The organism is Bifidobacterium vansinderenii, assembly GCF_002234915.1.
Taxonomy (GTDB): Bacteria; Actinomycetota; Actinomycetes; order Actinomycetales; family Bifidobacteriaceae; genus Galliscardovia; species Galliscardovia vansinderenii.
Genome location: NZ_NEWD01000007.1, coordinates 192,421 through 216,166, shown reverse-complemented (window position 1 = coordinate 216,166; position 23,746 = coordinate 192,421). Strand labels below are relative to the sequence as shown.

Annotated in this window: 12 protein-coding genes, 3 pseudogenes and 1 CRISPR repeat array; of the genes and pseudogenes, 2 read left to right on the top strand and 13 right to left on the bottom strand. The window is 60.8% G+C overall.

Annotated elements, in window-relative coordinates; all coding sequences use genetic code 11:
• Positions 1-489: 489 nt before the first annotated feature.
• Positions 490-3,501 (bottom strand): InlB B-repeat-containing protein, encoded by a 3,012-nt coding sequence (locus Tam10B_RS04460; RefSeq protein WP_093960051.1) that lies wholly within the window; start codon positions 3,499-3,501, stop codon positions 490-492.
• A 402-nt stretch (positions 3,502-3,903) separates the two neighbouring features.
• Complete coding sequence (locus tag Tam10B_RS04455; RefSeq protein ID WP_143248537.1) at positions 3,904-4,482, bottom strand: hypothetical protein; 579 nt, start codon at positions 4,480-4,482, stop codon at positions 3,904-3,906.
• Positions 4,483-4,674: 192 nt separating this feature from the next.
• Here Tam10B_RS04455 and Tam10B_RS04450 point away from each other — a divergent pair, with 192 nt between their 5' ends.
• Positions 4,675-5,019: a hypothetical protein gene (locus Tam10B_RS04450; RefSeq protein ID WP_093960049.1), complete on the top strand. Its 345-nt coding sequence runs from the start codon at positions 4,675-4,677 to the stop codon at positions 5,017-5,019.
• Here Tam10B_RS04450 and Tam10B_RS04445 read toward each other — a convergent pair whose 3' ends face one another.
• Positions 5,020-5,295, bottom strand: coding sequence for a hypothetical protein (locus Tam10B_RS04445; RefSeq protein ID WP_093960048.1), 276 nt, complete (start codon positions 5,293-5,295; stop codon positions 5,020-5,022). It lies immediately after the preceding gene.
• Between the two features lie 267 nt (positions 5,296-5,562).
• Between Tam10B_RS04445 and Tam10B_RS04440 the strand changes: the two are divergent.
• Positions 5,563-6,721 (top strand): annotated as a pseudogene (locus Tam10B_RS04440) (IS1249 family transposase).
• Here the strand turns inward: Tam10B_RS04440 and Tam10B_RS04435 are convergent.
• From Tam10B_RS04435 to Tam10B_RS13805, 10 genes and pseudogenes are all read right to left on the bottom strand, one after another.
• Positions 6,710-6,940, bottom strand: coding sequence for a hypothetical protein (locus tag Tam10B_RS04435; protein ID WP_093960047.1), 231 nt, complete (start codon positions 6,938-6,940; stop codon positions 6,710-6,712). The pseudogene Tam10B_RS04440 and the gene Tam10B_RS04435 sit on opposite strands and share 12 nt — an antisense overlap.
• Positions 6,941-7,182: 242 nt before the next feature.
• Positions 7,183-7,652: a CRISPR direct-repeat array (repeat unit 36 nt; unit sequence CCCTCAATGAAGCTCTAGAGCTAAGGCTCTAGAGAT).
• Between the two features lie 243 nt (positions 7,653-7,895).
• Positions 7,896-8,165, bottom strand: a complete 270-nt coding sequence (cas2, locus tag Tam10B_RS04430; RefSeq protein ID WP_233133581.1) for a CRISPR-associated endonuclease Cas2 — start codon at positions 8,163-8,165, stop codon at positions 7,896-7,898.
• A 30-nt stretch (positions 8,166-8,195) separates the two neighbouring features.
• Entirely contained in the window at positions 8,196-9,794 is a 1,599-nt protein-coding gene (locus Tam10B_RS04425) for a CRISPR-associated endonuclease Cas4/Cas1 (RefSeq protein WP_093960045.1), read from the bottom strand.
• Positions 9,784-10,902: a hypothetical protein gene (locus tag Tam10B_RS04420; RefSeq protein WP_093960044.1), complete on the bottom strand. Its 1,119-nt coding sequence runs from the start codon at positions 10,900-10,902 to the stop codon at positions 9,784-9,786. Before Tam10B_RS04420 ends, Tam10B_RS04425 begins: the two co-directional genes overlap by 11 nt.
• A 3-nt stretch (positions 10,903-10,905) precedes the next feature.
• Positions 10,906-12,846 carry a hypothetical protein gene (locus Tam10B_RS04415; RefSeq protein WP_143248536.1) on the bottom strand — a complete coding sequence of 647 codons (1,941 nt, stop codon included), beginning with the start codon at positions 12,844-12,846 and terminating at the stop codon, positions 10,906-10,908.
• A 488-nt stretch (positions 12,847-13,334) separates the two neighbouring features.
• The gene (locus Tam10B_RS04410) at positions 13,335-15,368 is read right to left on the bottom strand and encodes an ABC transporter ATP-binding protein (RefSeq protein ID WP_093960042.1); all 2,034 of its coding nucleotides are present in this window, start codon (positions 15,366-15,368) and stop codon (positions 13,335-13,337) included.
• On the bottom strand, positions 15,368-17,323 hold the full coding sequence (locus tag Tam10B_RS04405) for an ABC transporter ATP-binding protein (protein ID WP_093960041.1): 1,956 nt from the start codon (positions 17,321-17,323) through the stop codon (positions 15,368-15,370). Before Tam10B_RS04405 ends, Tam10B_RS04410 begins: the two co-directional genes overlap by 1 nt.
• A complete protein-coding gene (locus Tam10B_RS04400; RefSeq protein WP_198947524.1) occupies positions 17,320-17,877 on the bottom strand; it encodes a MarR family winged helix-turn-helix transcriptional regulator in 558 nt (185 codons plus the stop codon). Before Tam10B_RS04400 ends, Tam10B_RS04405 begins: the two co-directional genes overlap by 4 nt.
• A gap of 533 nt (positions 17,878-18,410) precedes the next feature.
• A pseudogene (locus Tam10B_RS13810) lies at positions 18,411-20,003 on the bottom strand (activase); the annotation flags it as partial.
• A gap of 242 nt (positions 20,004-20,245) precedes the next feature.
• A pseudogene (locus Tam10B_RS13805) lies at positions 20,246-23,453 on the bottom strand (acyl-CoA dehydratase activase-related protein); the annotation flags it as partial.
• Between the last annotated feature and the right edge of the window lie 293 nt (positions 23,454-23,746).

Sequence of the window (23,746 nt, the reverse complement as noted above, 5' to 3'; positions counted from 1 at the left end):
CGCGCACGAACATGTTCGCCGCCGGGCACCGACCGCGGTACCACCTCGCTTGCCGCACCGATGTCCCGAAACCTCGTGGAACGGTGATGCGACCGCTTGTCTAGGGCTGTGTCGGGCCCACCCGCCGGGTCTAATAAGCCACGCCCGCCGATCCGCCGCGCCGAGGCACGGACACGATGACGAATACATAGCCGTTCTTCCGGAAGCTCCCCGCTGATGACGGATCGATGCTTACCACGTCACATGATAACACCGGTTGCGGAAGGCGAGAACGCGCGTGGCGGTTCGACGGACGTGACATGGATCACCGGCACGGCCGACTACAGCCGTCGCAGACATATCAGACGACTCTTTCTCTGAAAATCGGCGTGCCAGTCAAACGAAAAGTCGTCCTCGAATGGCTTTCACACCTTTCGAAGACGACTTGGCACCGCCCTTGGCATGACCGGTCCCGATATGGGACAGACCACCATGGCTACGGGATCGGGATCAGCGACGGGCCTTGCGACGGTTCAGCACGAAGGCCCCGCCGACGACCAGCGCAAGCACCGCGCCCACGCTCACACCGACGATCGCGGTGCCGGTGGCGGAGAGCTTCTTCGTCGTCTTTGCGGATGTCGTCTGCGAATTGTCAACCGTCCTGTTCGCGTTGGATGGAACGTTCTGCGCGGCATTCGACCCGTTATCGGAGCCGGTCTTGCCGTCGGTTTCCGTACCACCGCCCTCGACGCCGCCATTGTCCGGCTGATTCGGGTCGACGGCGTCATTCGTCTTCTCGAACACGGCCTGAACTGCCACGTCCTTGTTGGTCATGACGAAGGCATTGTCCTTCACGCCAACACCGCCGTACAGCACCTTCCACTCCTTGAGGCGGTATCCGTCGTTGGGTTTGGCGGCGATCGTCACCCGCTCCCCCTGCGCGGCGGTCTTTACGCTGGCCGATGCGGTGCCGTTGCCGTCGTCGCTTACCGTGATCGCGTACTTCACCTTCTGAGTGTTGGGGGTGCGCCACAGCTGGGTGCCATAGAACGGATTGGCCGTACCGATCAGCAGATAGTCGCTGGTCTTGGCGAAGATTCGCAGACCGTGGTTGTATCGGTCTCCGAAGCCGTTCTTGGTCACGGTCTCGACGCTCACCTTGCCATCCTTGTCGCTGATCGCATACAGGTCGAATCCGCTCTTGGACGTCTTGAGATACTTGACCGACTTGGCGTATGCCTGCAGGTTCTCCTTGGTGGTGAGCTTGAGCAGCATGTCGTACAGGGGCTTCAGATTGTCGGGCACCGCGATCTTGCCGTACTCGTCGAGCAGCTGCGCGTAGGCGTCGCGGAACTGCGCGCCGTCGGAGGCCTTGGCACCGATCAGGGAGTCAAGCGCGTTGAGCTGGTTGTTGAGATCGTTGATCTGATCGGCGAGCGCGGTGTCGTCGAGGGATCCGGGAACGATGCCGCCGTTCGTGAGTCCATCGACGAGCTTTGCGGTCTGGTCGTCGGTGAGGCTGACCTTGCCGGAATCCTTGCTCTTGGCGGAATCGGAGTCGAGCGACAGCGTCTGCGGCATGGTCTGCTGCTTGCGGTCGGACGCCTGGGTCACAGCCTGGGCGACAAGGTCAGCGGCGCCGGCGGAGTCCGTGCTGGCGGAATCGGCGCTGCGGGCGGAGAACGTGGACGCCTCCGGCGCCTTGTCTCCGTTCGCTGCGGCGTTGCCGGAACCGTTGGCGGAAGCATCACCGGAATTCGTGGAATCCTTGATCAGCAGTTCGAGGAACACGCGCAGATAATTGATCTGCTTCTTCCATTCGTCCGGGGTCATGTGAATCAGGTCGCCGTTGGTGAACTGCGCGATCGGTTCGAGCAGGGTGGTCGTGTCCATCGTGCCAATGTACAGCTTGCCTTCATAGACGGTGGCCTGCCACGTGTACTGGTTCATGTGCGAACCGTATCCGGTACCGGTTCCGGAGATGCCGCCCTTGGGGAACATGTCAGTGGGGTCGCCCACCACAAGTTCGACGTTCTCGTTAGCGTCCATGCGGTACAGGTTGATCGACTGCTCGAGGTTGGTGGCCTGCGTGGTGAAGTTCTTCTGCAGCACGAATCCCTGCAGCGCGCTGGAGACGTCGTTGTAGTCGCCGATGTAGAGCTGCCCGTTGTACTTGACAAGCGTGGCGGCGCCGGCGCTGATGCGCGACGGGTCGATGCCGTACGTGTACCGTGCGCCCTTCGAGGTGTCACCCACCACACGGCTCCACGTCCAGCTGGAACGTTCGGTCGGGTCGCCGTTAACGGTTCCCCGCCAGATGGAGAACGCCTGCTTGGTGCCCTGCGCGTTCTGGTTGGCTGGCGTACCCGTGCAGACCACCACATACAGCTGCCCGTTGTATTCGATCGCCTGATAGATGCCGCCGCCACCGTTGACGTCGGTGCGGTGCCATGCCGGCTCTCCGCCGAAGTCCTCCATCGTGGCGATGGTCTTGAACGAGTCCTCGCCCGCCGACGGATCCTTGGATGCGGTCAGGAAGACACCGTCGTTGTCGAGAGCACCAGCGATGAGCGTGCCGTTGAAGTCGGCGATCGCACGGGTAGACGTGAACACGTTGTCGGCAATGAGCTTGTCGTAACGGGTCTTGCCGGCCTCGCTCGTCGCCTTGTCGTCGGAAAGGATGCCGAGAGCGTCGTACACGCAGGTGATCCTGTCGTTGTCCTCCGGATCGATCTGGTAGATCACGGGGAAGCCGTTCTGCATGGCCAGTGCGGTTGCGAGCTCCCTCTGGTTCAGATGAGTGGTGTCGACGATCATGCCCACGAAGTAGATTTTGCCGTTCAGTACGAGCGCGTCACGGAACGTGGGCATGACACCGTTCTCACGGGACATGAGGATCTTCGTCTCGCCGGTCTTCACGTTCACCTTGACCAGAATGCCGCCCGCCTGCACGCCGTCGGGCTCGCCCATGTACAGGTTGCCGTTGTACATGGTGTCCATGGCGGCCTTCATGGCCTCGGCCGACATACCCGGAACGCTGTAGTTGAGGATGTTGGCGATACCGAGACCGCCGTACATGGTGTTGATGTACACCCAGTCGCCGTAGACAGCGGACGCGTAGCTGTACGACTGGCCGCGGGAGCCATTGCCCTCCTGGCTCACGCCCTGTTCGTACGGCTTGACCAGACCCTTGCCGGCGTAGTCAACGATGCCGTCGTTGGTCTCCACGCCGGAGCCGGCATGGGAGATCTTGCTGAACGTCATGCCGTCGCCGGTGTAGGTGACGACGGGGTTGAGCGTGGAGGCGTCGGTCTTAGTGGCGGCGGGGGCAGCGGATGCTGCAGGGGCGATCATCATGGCGAGCGCGGCCGTGATCGCAGCGAACGTTCCCGCAACGCGACGGATGAGGTGTGCACGCGCCCCAGACGCCTCTCGATCCGCACGGCCCTTCTCCGAGCGGATGACGCCGTTCCGTCTCCTGACGGGATCGGATGAATCTTCGACATGGCTGGTTCTGACCATGAATCTTCCTTCTTCAGTTACGTGGCCGACTCGAATGACGGGGGTACTGCTTGCTGTAGATTCGCCATCGAGCCATGCTGACAGACTTCGTCAGCGTCGTATTGCGATTATTGAATTATCGTGGTCCTCTTCCTCGGGACGACCAAGCAACAGCGTACGCCTACGGGGTTACATGACAAATGTTGGAGGGCATGGCCAGAAATGGCCAGATAACGCATGCGGACCACGCCGTCCGCACTCGCCCTACAGATTCCGGTTCACGCAATGCAAGCGCACGCAAATCGTGAACCGGATTTCAACACGACAACGGCGGAATATCAACGTTGTGAAGACTCCGGCCAGTTCACGCAACGAAACTCCCGACAAAGCGTGAACTGGCCCTACCGCAGCAGGAGTCGTCGCTCACGCCGCGTGGCGCTTGCGGTCGATCTCGTCCTGAAGCTTGAGCAGATCGCGGATGGTGGAAAGCACGCGGAAGATGATCTCGCAACGATGGGAGGCGGCGCGCTCGCCGGTCAGATGCGTGTGGACGATCTCACGCTCGTCGGCCGGCTCGGTGCCGCGCAACGCCACGTCCATACGGACGCAGAAGCCGACGGCGAGGGACTTCTCGTCCTCCGACGCCAGTTCCTCATGCAGCTCGAAGGGCTTGTCCGTCGGATCCTCATGCGTCAGCAGCGTGGCCAGCGCGGCGGGCACGGGCTCCACCTCCTGTGCGACGTTGCGCAGCACGCGGATGATGCTCTGGTTGAGCTCACCCTCCTCGACGGCTTCGATGAGCCGCTCAACATTGGCAACGCGCAGATCGGCATGACACTGCTGCTGGATGTGCTTGCGAATCGCGAAAACCATGACGAGGCCCAGCATCGTGGCCTTCTTCTTGCCCGGCTCGAGATGGGCATGAGCGTGAGGCTGGGCATGGCCGGCCTGAGACGACTGAACTGACTGGGTATCGCTCGAAGTTTGCTGTTCACTTGCCATACCCTCCAGCCTAGTCCGCGGAACGCGGGAAAACGGTCCGGCGTACGGTATGTGGCTACGACATGTGGTCTGGATAACACTGGCCGTATACCGTACAACCCGATATGCCGCTATGCTCCTATGCTGTATGACCTATGCCGTATGCACCGGTGACTTTCATGCCCGATGACGCGTAGTCGAAAGGACCGTCTCATGACCGAACGCCATTTCAATACTGCCGACGATGTGTACATTCCCATCCGAGATCTTGCGACAGCCGACCGGCTCGCGCTCTGGCACTACCTTGTGCACGCCGTCGATCACGCACAGACCAGCAGAGTCTGGTTCTCGCGCCTCAACGAGCTCGACGCCTCCCGTCTTCCTGCCGACACCGTCACGCTACTCGCCGCCGTCATCGAGGACAATGGAAGGACTCCAACCGTGGCGCCCGAGTTGCGTTCGCTCCTCGACGAAGCGAAGCCCGTCTCGCCGCCCATCAGCCTTGCCGAGAATCCGTATGGCGTCCCCGTTTATCGGAAGTGGGGGTTTCTACTGTAATTACCGGAGTCGATCACGTAGACGGTAAAGCGACTGATAGGCGGGATTGCGCGTAAGAGTGATGACGATTTCCGGGATCTCAATGTCCAGTTCGGGATGCGCGAGGATGATGCTGAGCGCGGATGCGACGGCGGGCTCAGGCTCCCCGGCATCCACGTCAAGGGCCATCAGGGAAGCCGCAAGCGGATCCACAGATTCGATCATTGGGATCCATCGCTTGGCAATAGCCTCGAGCTCGTCGAATATCGACTGACCATTTGTTGTCATGGTTGTCATGGCACGGGCTCCTTTCTATTCCTTGCCGATATGAGCAACTCCGCAGGCTCCTAGAACACCCCGTCGAATCGGTGAATGTCCACGTATACGGGGTTATGGGTAAGCTCCACTACCTCTTTCGGTATCCGCGACGCCGCTCCGGGAATTACGGGCTATAGGAACTTTTGTGGTGCTTATAACTAGGGTTTGGCCTTACGGCAGTAGGTGTGTCGGGGTGTTATTTTTCTTCATGGGAAAATAGGGACGTTCCGATGATGGGCTGGACGTATGAGAATGAAGTCCAGCAAGGCGAAGAAATGCCCGATATGCGGTCAGTCGATGAAGAAGAGCGGTCGGACCGCGAAGGGGACCCAACGTTGGAAGTGCACGGCCTGCTCGCTGAGCTCGACCATGCCGCGGGAGACCGCCGAGCGCGGCAGGCAGCTCGACGCGTTCCTCGCCTGGCTGCTCGGCCGCGCATCCCAGTCCTCGTGCGACGCGAACGGCGACGCGCGTGCCCTGCGCAAGCGGACCGCGTGGTGCTGGAACGTGCGGCCCGTCATCCCGCCGCCGGCCGTCGGGCATCACACGGTGATGGCGGACGGCACGTACATGAACCACGGCTGGTGCCTGATCGTCGCGGTCGACGGCGAGAGCGGCGAGGTGCTGGTGGTGCGCGCACGAGTCGAGGGCCGCCTACATGGCGCTGTTCTCGCGCATCCCCGCGCCCGACGTGCTCATCACCGACGGGCTGCGCGGCGCCGAGGCCGCCTGCAATGCCGCGTGGCCGTCCACGCGGATCCAGCGCTGCCTGGTGCACGTGCAGCGCAACACCCGTACCGACCTGACCGCCAGGCCCAGGCTCGATGCTGGCCGGGAGCTCAAGAAGCTCTCCGACCGGCTCACCGGGGTCCATGACGCCGAGCGGGCGGCCCGGTGGGGCGAGGCGCTCAACGCATGGCATCTCAGGTGGGGCGGTTTCATCAACGAACGTACCTTCGCGAAGGACGATCCGACGAACCCGAAGGCCACGCGCCGGGAGTGGTGGTGGACCCACCAGGAGGTCAGACGCTGCTACCGGCGGCTGGAGAGACTGTTCCGCGAGGGCAGGCTGTTCGCGTTCCTGGAGCCCTCGCTGACCGCCGCGGGCCCGGTGGCGCGCACCACGAACCGGCTGGAGGGCGGCGTCAACTCGCCGCTCAAGCACGTGCTCCTCGACCACCACGGGCTGCCCGAGGAGCATATGAGACGTGCCTGCGAATGGGTGTGCTACATGAAAAGCGCGGGCCCGCGACCCGGAACACTGATCCGCCCGGAGCATTGGAAGACGACGAGGCCGGCCCAACAGTCGAGCGGCGACGGCGACGATAACGGCGAGCCTGAATACGACACCGGCATCGACTGGAACGACTTCCACACCCACGTCCCATGGAAGTCAGACGACTAGGGAAACGGAGTCTAAAGCACCACAAAAGTTCCTATAGCCCGGAATTACGGACAATGCATCCAACGCATCCGCTATGGCAAGATCCATTTCCCCGGCATCGATATCAAGACCGACGACAGGATCGCTATCCGGATCCAATTCACGGACCAGGCCCCGACATTGTTCGGCGAGTGCCGTCATGACATCGTAGTCGAGTATTTGCGAATCATGCTCTTCCATTCCCCGTCATCCTCCGCAAGACCAAATCGACATCTTAAGTCGTTAAGTAATCGTACCCACGTACGCAAGCCATTTCATAGCTCCGGTTCGGCAACAAATTCGCATGGTCCGTCGTCGCCATCCCCGTAAAAGCGCGATGACGAGGAAGCACCATGGCCAGCTCGGACGTGTCCGGGCAATCTTCGAGTTCTGAAGTGATTTGAGCCCTTTGCAGACACCTATCTCCAAGTTCTGAAGTTCGCATAGCAATGAAGCTCTAGAGCTAAGGCTCTAGAGATCATCCGTAGTATTCGTTTCGCCCATGATTCCAACCCCCTCAATGAAGCTCTAGAGCTAAGGCTCTAGAGATATGATGGCCGATCGGTTCCGGCGAACTGAGAAAGATTCCCTCAATGAAGCTCTAAAGCTAAGGCTCTAGAGATCGCACATGGTGGCGAAAATGTCCACGCTTGCCGCATTCCCTCAATGAAGCTCTAGAGCTAAGGCTCTAGAGATACCCATGACACACTGCCGGCCAAGGGCATGAGCATGGACCCTCAATGAAGCTCTAGAGCTAAGGCTCTAGAGATCGGGAGGCAAATGGGTACCGGACCGTGGCGTACCCCCCTCAATGAAGCTCTAGAGCTAAGGCTCTAGAGATGCCATGGCTTCTACCTAGCGACAGCACGGACAACTGCCCTCAATGAAGCTCTAGAGCTAAGGCTCTAGAGATGGTGGGATATAGGTAGACTAGCACACTTAGTGTTGGATGGAGGATCGCGAGAGCTCCCGCATATGCAAGAGCTGGAGGAGCAATCTGGAAGAAAGTGACATGCCGGTGTCTGCAATGTCGCCTGCGAGAGGTCCGGCATGATTTCCGTTATGATTCAGCGCTCGCGGCACATTTCGCAGCCAAAATAATCCCTTTGAAATTATCAAACTTCCTTCATGCGAGATGAAAAGTCCATTCAAGGCTTTAAATAATTGTAGGGATCATGGTGTCCCGGTAGCTGCGTTTGCCGAGAAACAGCATGGATCGTTCGGCGTGATCGTTGATTCCGAGATCGCAGATCAAAATCGAATCCGTGTCGGGGTCGATCTCGTCCTCCACGGATGCTTTGACCTTCAGCAGCTTCGATGGCCGTATGCGCAGCAGGAACACACTGTATTGCAGTCGTTCGCCGTGGCTTTGCAGGATCTTTGCAACATGTGATCTCCTTATGTCATCGTTGATGTCGTATGCCATCAGGTAGCTTCGTTGCTCGTCGGTCATGGATCACCGCACCCGAATTCCTCGATATGGCGACTGTGTTCCATCTAGGTAGCCGAGGATCATCCTTGCCTGAATCTCGATGATGCGCCGCCATGAGGCCTTGTATCCGAAGATCGGATGGGTCAGCTCGGTACTCAGCCGTCGTTCGTAAGCGCCGATCAGCGATTTTCTGGTCCCGTCCTTCATCCGAACCGATCCAAGGGACCGGACGAACCCATCCGGATGCACTTCCCCGTTATTCACCACCGTCTGCACGACGGAGTCCGCGATAGGAGCGCGAAATTCCTCCATGAGATCCAATGCCAGAGCGGGTTTGTTCCGGTTGCTGCTGTGCAGGAAGCCCGCATGAGGGTCCAGTCCGCAGGAGATCAAAGCGCGTATGCAGTCCGCAAGAAGAAGCGCGTATGTATAGTCCAGCAGGGAATTCAGCTCGTCAAGCGCCGGCCTGCGAGTACGTCCGTTCCATTGCCAGTCATCGCGGCGGCCCGGTTTGATCAGGCAAGGGAACTGGGAAAAGTACAGGGACGCAGCCTCTCCTTCCAATCCCAGAACGTCCTGCCATCGATTCGCGTTGACAACGGTCTTCTCGATGTTCCGTAGCCGCTCCACAATGGGATTGTCCTTGTCGGATCGGCGCAGCAAAACCGACTGATTATGCACTTTTGCGATGATGAATTCCCTGGCCAACCCCAATCGCCCCTCCTGTGAAGCCACATGCTGTTTCGCACGCTGCAACCCGTTGGGGCCATAGGTTGACATGGCCCAGCCGTACAGGCGACCGGTGCCGCTACACCAGAGGATCGGAATGTCCCTCCACATCAGTTCGCGGATCAGTCCGCTGGATAGGTCCGTGTTCCCATGCACCTGCAGCCCTTGAATGGTGTCAAGCGGTATGGAAGTCAGTTCCTGACCGTCCTTGAATACGATCATCCGCCCTGCCCGGCTGAACGCCTTGGCCCCGGGCGTGGCCAGATGGGTCACCTGATTGTCCGGAGACGAAACCATGACGCGTCTACTGACGGGCTTCAACTGTCGTTCTTCGGGAAGACAGATTCCCGCATGGGAGCATTTCATGCATCGCGGGCTGTCTTCCAACGGTTCCGGCGCGGTCCCAGAATTGATGAGAGAGCGAGTCTTTTCCACGGCCATGCACGCCTTGGAATAATCCTCGGGCGTCAGTATCACTTCCACGTTGCGATGATGGGTGGTGAAGAAGATCTCGGTACGTGCGACGCGATATCCCATGTCTTCCAGACAAGCCGCCTGCAGAGCGAGTTGTATGCGCATCGCATCCGTGACGATCATCTCGCGTTTGACCGGCGTGGCCTTGTACTCACGGATGATCACTCCGTCATCCGTCAATCTCGCCGCATCGAGTTTCCCGGAAACCCTCCATTCTTCATGACGTATGCTGATGGATTGATAGTCCCCGTCACCGGTGCTCGCAGGGTGGTTTCGTTCACGATCCACTTTGCGATGATCATAGAATCCCTGCGACATCTGGGCGGACTCCACCCGCTCTCCAACGGATTCCATCCATGCGCGTCTGGGACAGAACATGTAGTTGGCAACAAGGCTGATTGGAATGGGGTCATCGTTCACGATGCGCCCCCGTTTCCTCCAAAAAGACTGGATGTCCTTTCATCAGCCAGCGTTCCGGGGCCGATTTGTTGTCTGACACGTATTGCGGAAACATCATGCAGTATTCCACACCCTTGTCCTTCAGCCACTGCCGTTCCTTCCTCACCGTCACTGCAGTGATGCCCGAACGAATACGGAATTCTTCTATATCGTCCAGCATGGAATTGCGGAAGGCCTCGTCCAGTCCGATCGTTAGCAATGCACGGCTGCGTACGACCGTGCGGTATCTGTCCAGTGTCCATGGGCTCAACCATATGGGTAGTACCGCAAACGGATTCTGTCCACTGATCTGGGAAAATGCCGCCGTGCTGCCTCTTTTGTTCGTCGTCGACTTCATCACGGGGAATGCGGAGACGCCGAACAGGGCGCACCACGCCTGTGCGTTGTCCGTGATTGAAGGATTCCGCAGACCTGTGGGAGTACGGCTATCACTTTTGTTCTTGCCGGTCTCATCGACAGTCTTCTGTCCTCGTAGTCCGACCTCAATCTGTGGCAAATCACGTGAGGCTACCGCCTCAGCCAGCGGGCGCAGACGTCCGGTGATGAACTCCTGTCCACGGTTTCGGGCGACCATTTCCCAGCGGGTTGCGCCACGGTCAGGGGTGTATCCGTTCGCGGTCATATCTCCGGACCAGTACGATGGCTCACCCAACGCCCCGATGTACCGATGATCCAGAACCGTCTGCAACGCATCGATGGCCTGTGCACGATTACATTCCAGCAGTCGCCATTTATCCGGCGAACTCGGAGTGCCGAGCCGGGGGCTCAACGTCGCGCGTTCCGCGGCGACGGCGTTCTTCGCCTGCTTCGCCGCTTTCTTCGTTTCCGAGTACACGTCACTGGCGTTCAGCCACGACGATTCCCACCAGCGTCTGGCATGCGCCTGCACGATCTCGGCGCAATCCTCCCAGGACAGGTCGTCACCGGGGCGGATTATGGCCTTTCCACGTTCCTTCCACCAGACCATGCAAGTACGTTGCTCGTCGGAGTCTTCGAGAATCGATGCGAGACCGATCAGAAACAGATGCGAGAACGCGTCATCGTATCGCCCGTAGATTTCCAGATCCATCGTTCACCGCCCTTCCGCGGAGATCGTGATATCGGCGGCCCGTAGGATCGCCTCAAGGTAGGCCACACCCCAGTACCCGTACCGTTCGTCCGTATGGGAGATGATTCGCTCCCACACGCCGTTGTCGAACAGTTCCCTGGCCGCACGACGAATGTCATTGATGCTCGGTGCCGGGCCAGTATCATCATGTTCCATCACGTACCGGGGGATCAATGTCTCGGCATTATCGCGGAAGCATGAACGCCCATGACCGTGCGAGGTACCGGCCAGACGGGTCACCAGCTCAATGTCGTTCGCACCAATAACATCATGGTTCGCCCAGCACTCGGCGGCGGAACGCTGCTCATGCCGCCAGCCACGCAGGTTCATCTCTCGACGGATCCGAGCCTCGTATACGGGCGAGTAATATTGGCTCTTGGCAAGATATGTCTCGTCATCATAGCTCTGTGGTTCCCTGATTCTAAAGTGCAGCAGCTTTTGGAATCGTGGATCCTTTTTGCCATCGTCATGATGGAGTGCCGCCGTCATGACATCATGACAAGTCCCGTCAGATAGACCGAGAATCTGAAGAAAGCGTTCGGCCCTGCGCGCCACGGAATGCTGATGCCCATCATCCGTATTCAAATGCACAGGATCGTTCCTTCGGCCAGAGATCGCTTTTCGCATCTCCTGCAGGGAAACGTCATCCAGAGAGTTCTCGGAACGTTGGAGAACCAGCCATGAAAGCCGATCCTCCTCCGTAGCAAGTGCAGGAAATACGAACCGTTCCGTTGGCATATTCTCGTAGTTCTCAACGAACTCCTGCATGGAATTTTGTCCGACGGAATCATATCCATTGCCAGTACGCCCAACTGTATGCGATTGAATTGCCCTACGAAGATATTCCAAATCCGCCTCATCGATGAGCACGTTCCTCAACAGACATGAATCCATATCAGACGAGGATGAACCCGAAGAATCCTCGTTCGGAGTATCAGAGTCATCGGGAACATCGGCCGACCGGATCACGGCAAATATCCGCTTAAGTGCATCATCGTCGTCTGCTATCGAGAGCACGACGCCAGAATTCTGGCATAGGTTGTACACGTCAGTCTCGCATTCGCCTCCCGCCGTTTTGAGCGTATGAAGGTTCCGATCGAACAACGGAGCCGACGAATCCACGACCAGCGTGTCGCCGGATTGCAGACAATCGGGCAGGGAACCGACGGATTCGCTCCACAAGGTCACCGCATTCTCACCGGTCTCTCGAGCCCGCACGATAAAGATGCGGAACGAGGTGCCATCGTGGGAACGTTTCGCGATCTCCGCGATCTGACTGCGGTTCCGGATGGGAAACGCCTCATCGGCCACCGGTCTCGCCGCATCAAGAAGACCTAATGCGTCGGCATCGTTCTCCGGCAACGATCGGACGACCACGCCGATGTTGGGATCATCCTGGAACAGCAGATCGTCCCGGAGCCAGAGGTTGATGTCAGAGGGATTCTGGAACGGCAGCATCATGTCGGCAGCCAGTTCCTCGTCCGTATGAGACAGGTTCTCCGCATCCCAGGATTCCAAGCGCTGCAAAGCGGCACGGGACAACTCGGCAGACCGTGGCGGATTCTGTGTACATGTCCACGCGGAAATACCGGAATCAGCTCCCTCGAATGTCTCCAGCCAATGCGACGCGTATTCCAGTTCCTCGGCCGAATACACGCCCTTTGGGGTTTTGGACAAATCTGGTTCCCGGAACACGATGATGCGTCCAGAGTCCCGCGTTCCCCGACGATTCACTCGGCCAGCACGTTGCACCAGAGCACTGGCCGCGGGCAGTTCGGTGATCAACGTACAGAAATCGGCATCAATGCCAACCTCCAGTGTCTGTGTAGCGACGACGTAGTGCAGGTTCGTAGCTTTAACAGCCTGTTCGCTACCTTTCATGGCCTGGAACAGATCGCTGTTCACAAGTTGTTTTTTGTCATATTGGCGCATCGGACCGACGAAGGCACGGACTTCACCTCTGAATTCTTCTCCAGCCTTTTTTCGTTCCTTTCGTATTATTCGTCCTTTTCCGGTTAGGGGGTAAGGAAACTCCGTAGTTTCCAAGTAGAGTCAAAAGTACATCTTCGGTATCTTTTCACTCAAATAGATTACCCTTTTAACCTTATCTTTAAATTGATCATAACACTACCGCTAGATTAAACCCCGCAATTGCGAGGATTTCTCCAGCAGAAAAGGTTGGTCAACCCTATTAACCGGAACACGTCCGCCCTTGCGGACACACCTATCTTAGCAATCAAGACGCAAAAGGCCCGCACTCCCCCTCCAGCCGGGAATGCGGGCCTTATCTAGTCATGGGAGCGCACGGCTCCCCTTCAGTCGGCGGCGTCGACAGCTCTCCTCGGAGAGGAGAGCCATGCCAAGCAGCCCAAGCCAACCAACCGCGAGCCGCCCTACTCCAACTCCACGGCGCCCGTGTACAGCTGGTAGTATTCGCCCTTCTGGGCGATGAGCTCGTCGTGCGAACCGCGCTCGATGATGTTGCCATGGTCGAGCACCATGATCACGTCGGAGTTGCGCACGGTGGACAGGCGGTGTGCGATCACGAACACGGTGCGGCCCTTCATCAGGTTGTCCATGCCGGCCTGCACCACTTCCTCAGTGCGCGTATCGATCGACGACGTGGCCTCGTCGAGGATCAGCGCGGGCGGATCGGCCACCGCGGCGCGCGCGATGGAGATCAGCTGTCGCTGTCCCTGCGAAAGACCCGATCCGTCACCCTCGAGCACCGTCTGGTAGCCCTGCGGCAGCATGCGGATGAAGCTGTCCGCGTTCACGAGCCGCGCGGCCTCGATGCACTCCTCGTCGGTGGCGTTCAGGCGTCCGTAGCGGATGTTGTCCATCACGGTGCCGGTGAACAAGTTCACGTCCTGCAACACCACGCCGAGCGAGCGGCGCAGGTCCGGCTTGCAGATGCCCTTAATGGAGATGCCGTCGTAGAGGATCTGGCCTTCCTGGATGTCGTAGAACCGGTTGATCAGGTTGGTCACGGTGGTCTTGCCGGCACCGGTGGCGCCGACGAGCGCGATCTTCTGGCCGGGCTTGGCGAACCAGGTGATGTCGTGCAGCACGGGCTTGTCGGGGTTGTAGCCGAACGTCACGTCGGTGAAGCGCACGTCGCCGCGCAGCAGCGTGAGTCGTCCGTCAGGCGAGGTGATGGCCGATTCGCGGGCCTTGGTCGCCACTTCGGCGGCGCGCGGGCTCAGCGCGTGGGCGGCGGCCATGGAACGCGTGCCGTCGTCGCCCTCCTCGCGCTTCCACGCCCAGTGGCCGGTCTCGTGGTCCACCTCGGTCATGGTGCGGCCGTCCTCGCCGAGTTCCACGTTCACCAGGGTGACGGTGCCGCCGTCGGCTTCCACCGGCTCGTCCATCAGCTGGAAGATGCGCGATGCGCCGGCGAGCGCCATCATCACCATGTTGAGCTGCATGGAGACCTGGCCGAGCGGGTTGATGAACGATCGGGAGAGGGTGAGCAGCGAGATGAGCGTGCCGAGGGTGAGCGGGCCGGCTCCGGACAGGCCGAAGTTGCCGACGCCGGCGAGCGCCATGGCTCCGCCGAGGATGGCGAGCAGGATGTAGAGCATGTAGCCCATGTTGCCCACGACCGGCATAGTGACGTTGCCCCAGGTGTTGGCTTCGGCGGATGCTTCGAAGAGTTCCTGGTTCTTTTCGTCGAAGGTCTTCTGGGTGGTGTCCTCGTGGTTGAAGACCTTGATGACCTTCTGGCCGTTGACGGATTCCTCGACGAAGGCGTTGACGTCGCCGAGCCACTGCTGCTGCTTGACGAAGTATCGACCGGCGCGTCCGACGATCTTGCGGACGATGACGAATAGAAGCACGGTGAACAGGAGCACGAACACGGTGATCGGCACGGATAGCCAGAGCATGGAGATGATGGCCGCGAGCGCGGAGATGATCGAGGAGAACATCTGCGGGAACGACTGGCTGATGGCCTGGCGCAGGGTGTCGGTGTCGTTGGTGTAACGGCTCATGATGTCGCCGTGTTCGTTGGTGTCGAAGTAGCGGATCGGCAGTCGCTGCTGGTGGGCGAACATGTCGTCGCGGATCTTCTTGAGCACGCCCTGTTCGACGGTGACGATGAGCCACTGCCAGAGCCATCCGGTGAGGATGCCGGCGAGGTACAGGCAGCCGATGAGTGTGATGGCGCGGATTAGCGGATTCCAGTCGGGGTTGGTCTCCCCCACCATCGGCAGGATGTACTTGTCGATCAGGGTCTGCAGGAAGAGCGCGGATCCGGCCTGGGCGGCGGCGCCGACGAGGATGCAGGCGACGATGGCCACGACGCGCACCTTGTACTGCATGATGTAGCCGAAGATGCGTTTGGTGGTGCCGGGTGCGGGTTTGAGCATGCCCGGCCGGCGGTTGGTGATGGTGTTCGTGTTGTTCTGTTTGGTCTGTTCGGCCATTATCGGGCACCTCCTTCGGCGGTGTGGTCGGCGGTGGGGGCGTTCTGGACCTCGTGGGCCAGGGTCTGCTCCTGTTCGGGCAGTTCGGTGGGGGCAGACGCAGGCGCCGGCTCGGATGCCGTGGCCTCCTCTTCGGACTGGCCCTGGTTCTTGGTCTGGGATTCGTAGATGGACCGGTATTCCTCGCAGGTGAGGAGCAGTTCGTCGTGCGTGCCTCGGGCCATGATGCGGCCGCCGTCCATCACGAGGATCATGTCGGATTCCTGCACGGAGGAGACTCGCTGGGCGATGATGATCTTGGTGGTGTCGGGGATCTCGTTGTGGAACGCCTCGCGGATCAGCTTGTCGGTCTTGGTGTCGACGGCGCTGGTGGAGTCGTCGAGGATGAGGATCTTCGGCTTCTTCAGGAGCGCTCGGGCGATGCACAGTCGCTGGCGCTGGCCGCCGGACACGTTGGTGCCGCCCTGTTCGATGTACGTGTCGTACTTGTCGGGGAATTCCTGGATGAATCCGTCGGCCTGGGCGAGCTGGCAGGCGTGGCGCAGCTCCTCGTCGGTGGCGTTCGGGTTGCCCCAGCGCAGGTTTTCGGCGATGGTGCCGCTGAACAGCACGTTCTTCTGCAGCACCATGGCCACCTGGTCGCGCAGGACCTCGAGGTCGTAGTTGCGCACGTCGCGGCCGCCGACTCGGAGGGAGCCGGAGGAGACGTCGTACAGGCGCGGGATCAGCTGGACGAGCGACGACTTGGCGGATCCGGTGCCGCCGACGATGCCGATGGTGGCGCCGGACGGGATGTTCAGGTCGATGTCGTCGAGCACGGGCTTTTCGGAGCTGTCGGAGTAGCGGAAGGTCACGTGGTCGAAGTCGATGGAGCCGTCGGTCACCTCCATGACGGGCTGGTCAGGATCGGTCACGGTGCTCTGCTCCTGCAGCACCTGGCAGATGCGTTCGGCGGACGCCTGGGAGATGATGACCATGACGAAGATCATCGACAGCATCATCATGGCCATGAGGATCTGCATGGCGTAGGTCACGAGCGCGGTCAGGTCGCCGGTGGTCAGACCCAGCGCGGCGTTGTTGCCGGAGGCAACGATCTGCGTGGCGCCCATCCACGAGATGAGGATCATGGATCCGTAGATGCAGAACATCATGAGCGGCATGTTGAAGCTCATGATGCGTTCGGCCTTGGTGAAGTCCTTGAAGATGCGCTTGGAAATGCGGTCGAACTTGTTGATCTCATAGGATTCGCGGTTGTACGACTTGACCACGCGAATGCCCTGCAGGTTCTCGTCGACCACATTGTTCAGCGCATCGTACGTGTGGAACACGCGCTCGAACACGGGGTGCACGAGCACGGCCAGACCGCATAGACCAAGGCCGAGGATCGGGATGCAGGCGAGGAACACCATGGAAATGCTCGGGCTGATGCGGAACGAGAAAATCCATGCGACGACCACCATGATCGGCGCGCGCACGCCCATGCGGATCATCATGGCGTACGCGTTCTGCAGGTTGGTCACGTCGGTGGTCAGTCGGGTGATGATCGAACCGGTGGAGAACCGGTCGATGTTGGTGAAGCTGAAGCCCTGCACCTTCTCGAACTGGTCGTGGCGCAGGTTCTTCGCAAATCCGGCGGCCGCGATGGCGGCGAACTTTCCGGCGAGGAATCCGCAGGCGAGCGACACCAGCGAGCATCCCAGCAGGATCAGGCCGAACTTGATGATGGCGGGCATGCTGCCGCCGGTGATGCCCTGATCGATCAGGGACGCCATGACCGTGGGGATCACGATCTCCAGCACGCTTTCGACGATCACGAATGCCGGGGCCAGCAGGCTGTGCTTCCGGTATTCGCGCAGCGACTTGCCGAGTGTGCGAATGATGTGTTTGGGCCTGGCCGGTTCGACGGCCTTGCGCGACTTCTCGATGGCCGCTTCGGTGGCGGTGGCGTCGGTCACTTGTCTTCCTCCTTCTTCTTTGTGTCGTTTTTCACTGTGTCGTTTTTTGTCGGGTTGTTCTTTGCCACGGCGTCCGCGACGGCATCATCGGCAATGGCACCGCTGTTTTCGAACTCCTGCTGTGCCCGCGCGATGTTGTCGCGCATGCGCTGCACGTATTCGCGGAGCGCGGCCTCCTCCTCGTCGGAGAAACCGCTGAGCAGCAGTCGTTCGGCTCGTTCGCCGTTGGCTTTGAGGTCGGCGACGATGGCGTCGGCCTTGGCCGTGGGCACGATCTTCTTCAGCCGGGCGTCGTGCGCGACCGGTTCACGGGTGATCAGTCCCTTCTTCTCCATCAGCGCGAGCACGCGCGACACCGTGGATCGGGTGACGCCGAAGTGCTGCTCGATGGTGTGCTGGTAGATCTCCCTGTCCCGGTTGCGCACCAGGAACAGGATGATGTGCGCGTTGCCTCCAGTGGCGCTGGCCGCGGACTCGGGCATGGTTTCGCCGAGATAGCGGTCGACGGACTTGCAGAGCGCGCGCATCTCCAGACTGAGAATGCGTCTGTCCATCGTCCTCCTCGAATCTGCATCACATGCAACTGTTGCATATGCAACCTTCATAACGAAAAGTTATCATATACAACAGTTGCAAATGCAACAATTCGGCGTGTCGGTGGGACTGGTCGCCGAACGCAGGAGTCCGCACCCAATCTTGCATCCTGCAGACAGGGCAATCTTCGAGTTCTGTGCGGATTTTCCGTTCCTGCAGACACCAATCCTCGAGTTCTGTGCGTCATTAAGAAGAACATCAAAGTATGAGGCCTGAAATATCAAGGATCATACTTCCCATATGCCGAATCTCACGCACAGAACTCGAGGATTGATGTCCGCACTCCCCCGAAATCCGCACAGAACTAGGAGTTAGGTCAAAGGGGCTCGGCAAAAACCGGCCAGCGGGCATCGATGACGAAGAAGTTGAGCCGCGCCCCGCCACCGGCACTGTAAAGCGGAAGCGAATGAGCCCGGGGGTATAGGGTACCGACGTACCCATTCCCGGGCTCAATGCTCACAACGACCAATGACCGATATGCCCCGGCAGCGGATCACGCCGCCTCGGAGAGACGCGGCTTGGCCGGGGCGTCGCCGCCGTCCTGGCCGGGTGCGCGATCCTGTTCGCCATTCGCCGCGTTACCGGCCCCAGAGGAGTCGGCATCGCCGGCAGCGGCACTATCCGTCTCCTGCTCCCCTGCAGCTTCCCCGGCCGCCTGAGCCCGGCGACGCTCCTCGGCCTGCTTGGCGGCGGAGATCATGAGCTTGATGCGGTTGAGCTGGTTGGCCTGCGAGGCGCCCGGATCGTAATCGATCGATACGATGTTCGCCTCGGGGTGCTGGCGGCGGATCTCGCCGAACATGCCGCGGCCGGTCACGTGGTTCGGCAGGCAGGCGAACGGCTGCGCGCACACCACATTCGGCGCACCCGATTCGATGAGCTCCAGAATCTCGGCGGTCAGCAGCCAGCCCTCGCCGGCCTGCACGCCCACCGACGTGACCTCGCCGGCCTTCTTGACGAGTTCGCTCATCGGCAGATCCTGCTGGAACTTGCCGTGCGCCAGGTCGATGGCCCTGCGCACCGGGTTGAGATAGCGGTCCAGACCCCAGCGCATCACGGCGTACAGCTTCTTGTTGCCTCCCATGCCGAGGTTGTGCTCGTTCCAGTCGGTGATGTACGGGCGCGTGGTCATGAACTCCATGATGCCGGGCACCACGGCCTCGCAGCCCTGGGATTCGATCACGTCGACCACGTGGTTGTTCGCGTCGGGATGGTACTTGACGAGGATCTCGCCCACCACGCCCACGCGCGGTTTGCGCGGAATGTCGCGCAGCGGCAGCGCGTCGAACGACTTGACGATCTCCTTGAGCAGCACCGGATACGGCAGGTATCCCTTGCCGATCTTCGCCTTGGCGGTCTTGGAGAAGCCATGGTGCTCGATCGTCTCGCGGGTGATCGTGTCCCACATGCGGTACAGTTCGTCGGCGCTGCCTTTGACCTGCTCGTACGGGCGCACGCGATAAAGGCACTTAAGGAACAGGTCGCCCACGATCAGCGCCTTGACCGCGCGGTGCAGCAGCGCCGGCGTGGGAGTGAATCCGGGGTTGGACTCCAGTCCCTGCGTGCTCAGCGCGATCACCGGCACCTGCGGGTAGCCGGCGTCGACGAGTGCCTTGCGGATCAGGCCGAAGTAGTTGGTCGCACGGCACATGCCGCCGGTCTGCGTGATGGCGAGCGCCACCTTGTCGGGGTCGTACTTGCCTTCGACGATGGCGTTGACGAGCTGTCCGATGACCATGATGGCCGGGTAGCAGGCGTCGTTGTTCACGTATTTGAGGCCGAGTTCCACGTCGTCGCGGCTGGCGTGTTCGAGGATGTCGAACTTGTAGCCGCCGGAGCGGATCACGGATTCGATGAGCGACATGTGCATGGGGCTCATCTGCGGTGCCACGATGGTGTAGTCCTTCTTCATGGACTTGCCGAAGGGGATGCGGTTGGCGTACTTCGACATGGTGGCGGTGTTGTGTGCGTTCTTCTTGGTCTGTGCGCTGGCCTTGGGGTTGCCGTCCATGACCGCGTCGAGCAGGATCTGGCGTCCGGGCGTGGGGGCCTTGGATCCGGTGCGGCGGAATTCGCCCTGCTTCGGCTGGGGCTTGGCGGAAGCGCCCGCACCGGCTCCGGCGGCACCGGCAGCACCCCTACCGTCCAGCGTGATCGCGTACGGCTTCTTGACGAATCCGGCGTCCAGGTTGGCGGCGGGCATGGTGGCCTCCACCTCGGCCTGTGCGGCTTCGAGCTGCTTCTTGGCCTCTTCGAACCTGGCCTGCGCTTCGGCGAGGCGGTTTTCGGATTCGGTTTCGCGACGCACCTGTTCGGCGGTGGTCTGCAGGGCGTGCTCCTCGCGCTTCTTGTTGGCCTCGCGTTCCTCCACGGCGGCCTTGAGCGAGCGCAGTCGGATCTTGGCGGCGCCCAGGTTGGACACCTCGTCGATCTTGAGCAGTGTGTACACGTCGGCCTTGTCGGCGAGGATCTCGGAGACCTGGTCGGTGGTGATGGCGTCGAGACCGCAGCCGAAGGAGTTGAGCTGCACGAGTTCGAGTCCCGGGTAGGAGGCCACGAAGTGCGCGGCCGCGTACAGGCGGGAGTGGTAGGCCCACTGGTTGGTCACGCGCAGCGGCATGCGGGTGACCTTGCGGTCGCCTACGTGGCGGAAGCCTGCGGAGTCCTTCTTGCGTGGATCCTTCTCCCCTTCGGCGAGGTAGTCGCTCAGGTGGAGGTCCTCGCCGGGCTGCAGTTCGCAGATGGAGTCCTCGGAAAGCACGACCATGCCGAGCGCGCAGATCGTTTCGGGGATGCCGTGGTTGATCTCCGGGTCGATGTGGTAGGGACGGCCGGCGAGCACGATGCCGCGGCAGTTGTGCTCCTTCATGTAGGCGAGCGCGCGCAGGCCCTCCTGCTGCACGTCGTGCTTGAAGAGCTTGTCCTCGGCGTATGCGGCCTTGACGGCGGCTTCGGCCTCTTCGCGGCTCACGTTCGCCCATGCGAATTCCTCGACGATGCGGTCGACCATGAGGTCGTGGTCGGCGAGATTGAAGTAGGGGCGCATGTAGCGGATGGACGGGTCGCGCAGTTCGGGCATGTTGGCGCCGATCACGACCGGATAGTTGGCCACGACCGGGCAGTTGTAGTGGTTGTCGGTGTTCTCGACCAGATTCTCCTCGTAGCTGACGCACGGGTAGAAGATGGTCTTGATGCCCTTGTGCAGCAGCCACTTGATGTGGCCGTGCACGAGCTTGGCCGGGTAGCAGATGTTCTCGGAGGCGATGGAGTCGATGCCCGTCTCGAACAGTTCGTGGTTGGATCGGCCGGAGATCATCACCTTGAAGCCGAGGCTGGTGAGCAGCGTGAACCAGAACGGGTAGTTCTCGTACATGTTGAGTACGCGCGGGATGCCGATCTCGCCGCGGGTGGCCTTCTTGTCGGTGAGCCTGCGGTAGGCGAAGCAGCGCTTGTACTTGTATTCGTACAGGTTGGGCCGGTCGCTGCGCTTGCGCTTGCTGTCACCGCCGCGCTCGCAGCGGTTGCCGGTCACGTAGCGCGAACCGTCGGCGAAGGTGGTGATGGTGAGCTTGCAGTGGTTCTGGCACAGCTTGCACACGTCGCGTTCGGAGGTCATCGACAGGTTGTCAAGTTCGCTGCCGGACAGGATCGACGAACGCTTGTTCGGATCATCGTCGTCGTTGTAGTGCATGCGCGCGGTGAGGGCAGCGCCGAACGCGCCCATGAGGCCGGCGATGTTGGGTCGGGTGACCTCGCGTTCGGTGAGCAGTTCGAAGGCGCGCAGCACGGCGTCGTTGAGGAACGTGCCGCCCTGCACGACCACGGTGTCGCCGAGGTCGCCGGCGTCGCGCAGCTTGATCACCTTGTACAGGGCGTTGCGCACGACGGAGTAGCACAGGCCGGCGGCGATGTTTTCGATCGACGCGCCTTCCTTCTGCGCCTGCTTGACGGACGAGTTCATGAACACGGTGCAGCGCGATCCGAGGTCGACCGGATGGTCGGAGGCCAGCGCCTTCTGCGTGAATTCCTGGATGGTCAGGCCCATGGACTGGGCGAACGTCTGCAGGAACGATCCGCAGCCGGACGAACAGGCCTCGTTGACGGCGATCGAGTCGATCACGCCGTCGTTGATGGCCAGATACTTCATGTCCTGACCGCCGATGTCGATGACGGCGGTGACGCCAGGGCTGACCATTTCCGCGCCACGATAGTGGGCCATGGTCTCCACCACGCCTTCGTCGAGGTGCAGACCGGTGGTGATGAGTCCTTCGCCGTAGCCGGTGGCGCAGCTGCGGGCGATGTACGCGCCTTCGGGCAGCTCGTTCTGGATCTTCTTGACGATGTTGACGGCCGCAGTCAGCGGGCTGCCCTCGTTGTTCGCGTAGCTGGACCAGACGATCTCGCGATCGTCGTTGACGAGCGTGGCCTTGATGGTGGTGGATCCCGCGTCGATGCCGAGGAAGTGCGGGCCGTGCGCGCCTTCGAGCGTGCCGATGTGGATGTGCTCGCGGTGGTGACGCTCGTTGAAGCGTTCGCGGTCCTCCTCGGTGTCGAACAGCGGCGGCATGGTGGGCGTGTTGCTCGGCAGATTCTTCAGGTTCTCCAGTGCGGCGAGGATGTCGTCGAGCGTGCGAGCCTCGTAGTGGACGATGCCGTCCTCGTTCTGTTCGGCGTCCTCCTGACCGACGAGCAGCGCGGAACCGTACGCGACGTACAGGTGCGCGTCCTCGGGGGTGATGAATTCCTTGACGCGGTCCTTGAGTGCACGGCGGAACGCCTCGCGCAGTTCGGACAGGAAGAACAACGGTCCGCCGAGGAAGATCACGGTGCCGCGGATCGGCCGGCCGGACGACAGGCCGGCGATGGTCTGGGTGGCCACGGCGGTGAAGATCGACGCGGCGAGGTCGGGCTTGGCAGCGCCGTCGTTGATCAACGGCTGCAGGTCGGTCTTGGCGAACACGCCGCAGCGGGACGCAATCGGGTACAGCGTCTCGTAGTGCTTGGCCATTTCGTTGAGGCCGGTGGCGTCGGTGTCGAGCAGGGTGGCCATCTGGTCGATGAACGCGCCGGTGCCGCCGGCGCAGGAGCCGTTCATGCGCTGTTCGGGCGTGGGCTTGAGATAGGTGACCTTGGCGTCCTCGCCGCCGAGTTCGATGATCACGTCGGCCTGCGGGTATTTGGCGTCGATCGCCACGGTTTCGGCGATGACCTCCTGGGCGAACGGCACGTGCAGGTTGTCGGCGAGGCCGAGGCCGCCGGAACCGGTGATGGCCAGACGCACGGGTTCGTCGCCGCGATGCAGATCCTCGAGATGATGATGGATATCGGTGAGCAGTTCGGCCACCGTGGCACGCACGTTGGCGTGATGACGCCGATAATCGGCGTAGAGAATATGCTGGCCGGGCGCGGCCAGCGGCGATTCGTCCTCTCCCCCGTCGGCGGAGACTCCGTCCTTGTCCAGGACCACCGCCTTCACCGTCGTCGACCCGATGTCCAGGCCGATCCTGATGCAGTCGTTCGTCTTCAACTCCGGCATACCTTTTCCTTCAATCCGTCCGTGTGCCCTTCCACGCCTACCGGCCGCGCTCACTTCTTCTTTTCCGCGGCAACCCTTATATGCGCTCGCACATTTCCTTGCAGTATCGTAGTCGCCAGTACGGAACGCCGACGATCACCAAACCCCCACACGCCCGTATTTTGAGCCAACAGCGAATGATTCTCGACATACCTCACAAAGTTGTCCGATCACATGCCGTTCCCGTTCAACCACTCCCCCGACACTGTCGCCGTCCGACAATGTCGCCGCAGGCGACGCGTCATGACGAGTGC

Coding starts and splice junctions, on each gene's coding strand:
- Tam10B_RS04400 (WP_198947524.1), bottom strand. CDS start 17,877: ATGGACAGACGCATTCTCAGTCTGGAGATGCGCGCGCTCTGCAAGTCC.
- Tam10B_RS04420 (WP_093960044.1), bottom strand. CDS start 10,902: ATGGATCTGGAAATCTACGGGCGATACGATGACGCGTTCTCGCATCTG.
- Tam10B_RS04460 (WP_093960051.1), bottom strand. CDS start 3,501: ATGGTCAGAACCAGCCATGTCGAAGATTCATCCGATCCCGTCAGGAGA.
- Tam10B_RS04445 (WP_093960048.1), bottom strand. CDS start 5,295: ATGACAACCATGACAACAAATGGTCAGTCGATATTCGACGAGCTCGAG.
- cas2 (WP_233133581.1), bottom strand. CDS start 8,165: ATGGCATACGACATCAACGATGACATAAGGAGATCACATGTTGCAAAG.
- Tam10B_RS04450 (WP_093960049.1), top strand. CDS start 4,675: ATGACCGAACGCCATTTCAATACTGCCGACGATGTGTACATTCCCATC.
- Tam10B_RS04455 (WP_143248537.1), bottom strand. CDS start 4,482: ATGGCAAGTGAACAGCAAACTTCGAGCGATACCCAGTCAGTTCAGTCG.
- Tam10B_RS04435 (WP_093960047.1), bottom strand. CDS start 6,940: ATGGAAGAGCATGATTCGCAAATACTCGACTACGATGTCATGACGGCA.
- Tam10B_RS04410 (WP_093960042.1), bottom strand. CDS start 15,368: ATGGCCGAACAGACCAAACAGAACAACACGAACACCATCACCAACCGC.